Annotated in this window: 6 protein-coding genes; 2 read left to right on the top strand and 4 right to left on the bottom strand. The window is 68.2% G+C overall.

What is annotated here, in order from left to right:
- The 4 genes from VGB75_01920 to VGB75_01905 all read right to left on the bottom strand — a co-directional run.
- A partial coding sequence (locus VGB75_01920) for a hypothetical protein (protein HEY0165775.1) occupies positions 1-439 on the bottom strand: 439 nt, incomplete at its 3' end.
- Between the two features lie 18 nt (positions 440-457).
- Positions 458-1513: an NAD(P)-dependent oxidoreductase gene (locus VGB75_01915; protein ID HEY0165774.1), complete on the bottom strand. Its 1056-nt coding sequence runs from the start codon at positions 1511-1513 to the stop codon at positions 458-460.
- Positions 1510-2289: a glycosyltransferase family 2 protein gene (locus VGB75_01910; GenBank protein ID HEY0165773.1), complete on the bottom strand. Its 780-nt coding sequence runs from the start codon at positions 2287-2289 to the stop codon at positions 1510-1512. Before VGB75_01910 ends, VGB75_01915 begins: the two co-directional genes overlap by 4 nt.
- Positions 2290-2459: 170 nt before the next feature.
- The gene (locus VGB75_01905; protein ID HEY0165772.1) at positions 2460-3674 is read right to left on the bottom strand and encodes a nucleotide sugar dehydrogenase; all 1215 of its coding nucleotides are present in this window, start codon (positions 3672-3674) and stop codon (positions 2460-2462) included.
- A gap of 232 nt (positions 3675-3906) precedes the next feature.
- Between VGB75_01905 and VGB75_01900 the strand changes: the two genes are divergently transcribed.
- Positions 3907-5337 carry a gamma-aminobutyraldehyde dehydrogenase gene (locus VGB75_01900; protein HEY0165771.1) on the top strand — a complete coding sequence of 477 codons (1431 nt, stop codon included), beginning with the start codon at positions 3907-3909 and terminating at the stop codon, positions 5335-5337.
- 55 nt (positions 5338-5392) lie between these two features.
- A complete protein-coding gene (gene gabT / locus VGB75_01895) occupies positions 5393-6742 on the top strand; it encodes a 4-aminobutyrate--2-oxoglutarate transaminase (protein ID HEY0165770.1) in 1350 nt (449 codons plus the stop codon).
- Positions 6743-6754 lie beyond the last annotated feature (12 nt).

Here is a 6754-nt window from a genome sequence, read left to right as displayed (position 1 = left end):
GCAGCCAGTAGTCGAAGGCGTAGTGGCGCAGCGGGGTGTCGGGCACCAGGAAGTGCCACACGTAGTCGATGTTCGGGCCGCGTCCGGCGTGAATGCTCTGGGCCACCCCGAAGGTGAAGGCCGGGTCGGCGTGGCCCGGGTAGCGGGCGGTGCGCGCCACCGACACCCGGTAACCGCACACCAGCGCGGTGAATATCAACGCGCCGAGGGCTGCCAGCAGCTCGATGTGGCGGTGCGACAGCCGCGGTCGCCGCCGGCCGGACGCCGACCCGCCGGCATCGGCCTGAGCCGGTCGATCAGCCTCGACCGGCTTCAGATCCGCAGTTCCCACCAGCTGCGGATCGACCGGCTGCGGATCGACCGGCTGCGGCTCGGCCGGCTCGGCTTTCTCCGGATCAGCTGGGCGGCCTAACCGACCCGGAGCGTCGGCCGGGGGCACGACGGGGTGCGCGGGCGGTTACAGCCGGCCGTCATTTACGGCTTCGGTGACCCATGGGATGACCTCGTCCAGCATCACGTCCAGGCTGGTGGTGCACTCGAAACCGAGCACCTCCTTGGCCTTGGTCACGTCCGGAACCCGCTTCTGCACGTCGTACTCGTAGGCCTCGTCGCAGACCAGGTTCAGCGGGACGTCGCCCTTGATCTTCTTCCAGATCACCGCGGCCAACTCCCGGACACTGGTGCTCTCGGGAGTCGAGATGTTGAAGTCGTTGTTGAGCGCGGCGTCGGAGGACATGCACTCGACGATTCCCTTGGCCAGGTCGCCGCCGTAGGTGTAGTGCCTGATCTGGTTGCCCTCACCCAGGATGTGCAGCGGGTCCTGGCCCTTGACGATCTTCTGCACGAGGTCGGGGACCACGTGGCTCATCGCCAGCTTGACGTTGCCCGAGGCGATCTCGACGTCACCGAGCGCGCGGCCCTCGCCGATGCCCACGCAGTTGAACGGGCGGATCACCGTGTAAGGCAGCTGGTACTGGTCCCAGGCGGCCTTGGCGAAGTACTCCACGGCCAGCTTCTGGAAGCCGTAGGAGGACAGCGGCGGTGGGATCTTGCGCTCGTCGCCTTCCTTGGACGGCCAGTGCTCGGTGGACTCGAACACCATCGACGACGACAGGTAGGTGACCTTCTTGAGCTTGCCGTTCTGGTGGGCGGCGATCGCGGCGTCGCAGGAGGAGGCCATGATCCGCTCATTGGTCGCCAGCAGGTCATAGGCGTAGGCGTGGAAGTAGGAGATGCCGCCGATCAGGGCCGCTCCGGCGATAAAATGGTCGCAGTCAGACAGCAGCTCGGTCATCAACTCGACGTCGCGAGCGTCGCCCTCGACGAAGTGGTAGTCGGGGTGGTCGTCGTAGGACTTCTTCACCGGACCGTACTTGGAGTAGTTGTCGATACCGACCACCGAGTAGCCGCGGCGGAGCAGCTCCTCGACCACGTAACCACCGATGAATCCGGCTGAGCCGGAGACCATGACCTTCTGTTGTGCTGCCTGGTCCTGCGAGGAATTCGCGCTCACGAGTTCTGCTTTCCCTTTGTCGGTTTGTTGTTCTGCTGGGCGATGGCTGCCGCGGCGCGCGCGACCTGCTCCTTGGTCAGCGGCGGTCCGAAGGCGAACCGGTACCACCGCAGGTATCGCGGTATCCAGGCGGCCAGTTTGAAGTTCGACTCGCCGAGCGTCCGGTCGAGCCAGATGGTGGGCACCTCGGCGACCGGGCGGCGCAGCCTGCGGGCCTTGGCGGTCAACTCCAGGCCGATCTCGAAGCCGCTGCGGCTGTCGATGCCGACCTCGCGGATGAACTCGGTGGAGAAGGCCTTGAAGCTGTTGGTGGCGTCTCGGGTGCCGACCCGGCCCAGGGCGCCCAAGGACCGACCGGCGGTCTTGGACAGCAGCGACTTGAACATCGGGCCGCCGACCTGCTGTCCACCGGCGGAGTACCGGGAGGCCGCCGCCACCACCACGCCACGGTCCACCAGCCGAGCCAGCTCGTCGATCTGGCGGGGGTCGTCGCTGCCGTCGGCCATGGTGACCACCACGACGGGGGTCTTGACCTGGTCGATGCCGTAGCGGATCGCGTTCGCCGGCCCGCGGCCGTAGTCGCTGATCAGGGTGTGCAGCCGCGGCTCGCGCTCGGCGTAGTCCCGCAGCACCGGCACCGTGGTGTCCTCTTCGAAGTCGACCACGACCAGGATCTCGCACTCGGACTCGACCGCGTCGAAGATCCGGTCCAGCACCGGGATGATGTTCTCACCCTCGTTGTAGGCGGGGATGACAACCGAGATCGCCAAACTCATGCTTGCTCGCTCATGCTTGCCTGCTCTTCGCGCGAGCGCTCATCGCTGTCTTCGCTCCGCTCCTCGGCGCTGCGCGCCTGCGATGCTCGCTCATGCTTGCCTGCTCTTCGCGCGAGCGCTCATCGCTGTATTCGCTCCGCTCCTCGGCGCTGCGCGCCTGCGATGCTCGCTCATACGACGGTGCCCTGTCCGAGCAGGTTCCAGACGTCGGCCACCGGCAGGCTGGTGTCCAGGTCGCGGTACTGCTTGTGCGGCGCGCCGATGATCAACAGGTCGACATTGGCCAGCACATGCTCCAGCGACTCCAGGTTGGCGTCGACGGTGACGTACGGGTCGGTGCACAGCACCTGCTTGGCCCGGAACTCCAGGATCCGCTTGAGCTTGTAGGACAGGCTCGACCGGATGTCGTCGCTCTCGCCCTTGAACGCCATGCCCAGGATGCCGACCCGCAGGTTGTCCAGGTCGTACTTGGCCTCCAGCTTCGACACCAGGTAGAGCGGCAGGCCCTCATTCACCAGCATCGCCGAGTGGCCGAGGATGAAGGAGTTGTCGGTGAAGGCCGCCAGCTGCATGGTGTCCTTGAACAGGCACGGCCCGGCGGCGAAACCTGCGCCGGGCATGTCCGAGGCCCGCGGGTAGTCGTGCGCCAGCGCGCCGCGGATCCGGTCGAAGTCCAGTCCCTGGTCGTTGGCCATCACGTAGAACTGGTTCGCCGCGGCGAACTTGATGTAGCGCCAGGTGTTGGTGAACAGCTTGGCCAGCTCCGCCTCCTCCGGCGTGAGCTCGACGATGCTGCTGGTCAGGTTGGCGAACAGCGCGCCGGCCCGGGTGAGCACCTCGGGAGTGCGCGCCGAGACGATCTGGGGCAGTGAGAACAGCTCTTCCATCGCCTTGCCCTCGGCGATGCGCTCGGGGCAGAAGGCGACGTCGACGTCGATGCCCTCGGCGGCCAGCAACTTCTCGACCCGCTGGGTGACGCCGGGGTAGACGGTGCTGCGCAGCACCAGCAGCTGACCGGGCCGAAAGTGCTGCTTGCACTCGTCCAGCGCCCGCGGCACCGCATGCGGGTCGGGGTTCAGGTGCTCGTCGACCGGCGTGCCGATCACCACCACGATGTGCTCGCCGCGGCTGACCACGCTGGCGTCGACGGTGGCTTCGAGCCGGCCGGCCGCCAGCACCCGCTGCAGCACCTCGGTGGCGCCGTCCTCACGGAAGGGCAGCTCTCCGGAGAGGATGGTCTTGACCGCCAGCTCGTTCAGGTCGTAGATGCCGACTCGCAACCCCCGGTCGGCGAAGGCGATCGCGAGTGGCAGGCCCACGTGGCCGCCGCCGCCGACGACGACGACATCGAAGTCGAAGGCGCTGACGGGAGAGTCGGTTGACATTCGATAGATCCGATCCGGAGCAGTCTGGGCACATTCTTGGCGCCGTTTTTGCGGCGCTGTCGCCGACGAAGTGTATCCGGGCGGCGCGGCTGCGCCCTAAAGCGCGCCCGGTATGCCCTGCGCCGAGTGTCTGAGCCCGACCGCCACACCACTTGGCGTTCTCGTCGTGAAAAGGTAGAACAGGTACTGAAATCGTTGTCTCGCACGCTGGAAAGCCCTGGAAAGGTACGCAATGACGCGCTCGCTAACCAACTTCATCAACGGCGAGCAGGTTCCGGCCGCCGACGGACGCACCCTGGACGTGACCAATCCCGCCACCGGGCAGGTCTACCTCAACTCGCCGCTGTCGGGGCCTGAGGACGTCGACCGGGCCTACCGGGCGGCCGCCACGGCGTTTGAGACCTGGCGCGACACCACGCCCAGCGAGCGGCAGCAGGCGCTGCTGAAGTTCGCCGACGCGATCGAGTCGCGGGCCGAGGAGATCATCGCGGTGGAGAGCGAGAACACCGGCAAGCCCATCGCGATGACGCGTACCGAGGAGGTCCCGCCGATGGTGGACCAGATCCGGTTCTTCGCCGGCGCGGCCCGGGTGCTGGAGGGCCGCTCGGCGGGGGAGTACATGGCCGGCCACACCTCCTACGTCCGGCGCGAGCCGGTCGGGGTGTGCGGTCAGGTGGTCCCCTGGAACTACCCGATGATGATGGCGGTGTGGAAGTTCGCGCCGGCGCTGGCCGCGGGCAACACCGTGGTCCTCAAGCCGTCGGACACCACGCCGGCCTCGGCGGTGTTGATGGCCGAGATCGCGGCGGAGTTCTTCCCGCCCGGCGTGTTCAACGTCTTGTGCGGCGACCGGGACACCGGCCGGGCGCTGTTCTCACACCCCACGCCGGCGATGGTGTCGATCACCGGGTCGGTCCGGGCCGGCATCCAGGTCGCCGAGGAGGCGGCCCGCGACCTCAAGCGGGTGCACCTGGAGCTGGGCGGCAAGGCCCCGGTGCTGGTCTTCGACGACGTCGACGTCGAGGCCGCCGCCGAGGCGATCGCGATGGCCGGTTACTTCAACGCCGGCCAGGACTGCACGGCCGCGACCCGGGTGCTGGCCAGGGCCGGCTTCGCCGAGGAGTTCGCCGCGGCGCTGGCCGAGCAGGCCAAGTCGACCAAGACCGGCGCCGCCGATGACTCCGACGTGCTGTACGGGCCGTTGAACAACGCCAACCAGCTCAGCCACGTGTCCGGGCTGGTCGACCGGCTGCCCGACCACGCCTCGGTGCTGACCGGCGGCAGCCGGCAGGGCGAGGCCGGCTACTTCTACTCCCCGACGGTGCTGTCGGGGCTGCGCCAGGACGACGAGCAGATCCAGACCGAGATCTTCGGCCCGGTCATCACGGTGCAGTCCTTCACCGACGAGGACGAGGCGATCCGGTGGGCCAACGGCGTCGAGTACGGCCTGGCGTCCTCGGTGTGGACCCGCGACCATGGCCGCGCGATGCGGGTCTCGCGCCGGCTGGACTTCGGCTGCGTCTGGGTGAACACCCACATCCCGCTGGTGGCCGAGATGCCGCACGGCGGTTTCAAGCACTCCGGCTACGGCAAGGACCTGTCGATGTACGGCCTGGAGGACTACACCCGGATCAAGCACGTCATGCACAACATCGATTTCTGACCGAGCCCTCACCGCGGTCCTAGAATCAGCTAAGCCTCACCACCTGGAGACCGCGATGACCGAAGGCCGCCCCATGATCGAGCAGCGGCGAGTGCTCAAGACCGCGATTCCAGGGCCCCGGTCGGCCGAGCTGCACCGGCGCAAGCTCAGCGCGGTGTCGGCCGGGGTCAGCACCGGGCTGCCTGTCTACGTCGAGCGGGCCGCCGGCGGCGTCCTGGTCGACGTCGACGGCAACCAGCTGATCGACTTCGGCTCCGGCATCGCGGTGACCACGGTCGGCAACTCCGCGCCGCGGGTCGTCGAGCAGATCCGGGCCCAGGCCGCCGACTTCACCCACACCTGCTTCATGGTCACCCCGTACGAGGAGTACCTGGCGGTCGCCGAGGCGCTCAACGAGCTGACTCCGGGCAGCCATGACAAGCGCTCGGCGCTGTTCAACTCCGGCGCCGAGGCGGTCGAGAACGCGGTGAAGGTGGCCCGCTCGTTCACCGGCCGCCAGGCGGTGGTGGCCTTCGACCACGCCTACCACGGCCGGACGAACCTGACGATGGCCCTGACCGCGAAGAACATGCCGTACAAGCACCGGTTCGGCCCCTTCGCCAACGAGATCTACCGGGTGCCGATGGCCTATCCGTTCCGGTGGCCGACCGGGCCGGAGAACTGCGCCGACGAGGCTTTCGAGCAGTTCGTCAGCCAGGTGCACGCCCAGATCGGCGAGGACAACACCGCCGCGGTGCTCCTGGAGCCGATCCAGGGCGAGGGCGGCTTCATCGTGCCGGCGCCCGGCTTCGTCCGCCGGGTCGCGGACTGGTGCTCCGAGCACGGCATCCTGTTCATCGCCGATGAGATCCAGACCGGGTTCTGCCGCACCGGGGACTGGTTCGCCTCTGAGTTCGAGGGCGTGGCGCCCGACCTGGTCACCACCGCCAAGGGCATCGCCGGCGGGCTGCCGCTGTCAGGGCTGACCGGCCGGGCCGAGGTGATGGACTCGGTGCATGCCGGGGGCCTGGGCGGCACCTACGGCGGCAACCCGGTGGCCTGCGCCGCAGCGCTGGGCGCCATCGAGACCATGAAGGCCGATGACCTCAACGCCCGGGCCAGGCAGATCCAGGCGCTGGTGATGCCCCGGTTGCAGCAGCTGGCGGCCAAGTACGAGCAGATCGGCGACATCCGCGGCCGGGGCGCGATGCTGGCGATCGAACTGGTCGCCGGGGCCGGCGACCTGACTCCTGACAGCGCCCTGACCGGCAAGGTCAACGCCCACTGCCACTCGCAGGGGCTGGTGACGCTGACGGCCGGCACCTATGGCAACGTGTTGCGGCTGCTGCCGCCCCTGGCCATCGGCGACGAGCTGCTGAGCGAGGGCCTGGACATCGTGGAGCAGGCTTTCGCCGCGGCTCTCTGATCCATCGCGGTC

This window comes from Jatrophihabitans sp., assembly GCA_036399055.1.
GTDB lineage: Bacteria > Actinomycetota > Actinomycetes > Mycobacteriales > Jatrophihabitantaceae > Jatrophihabitans_A.
This window is presented reverse-complemented; position numbering and strand designations above follow the sequence as displayed.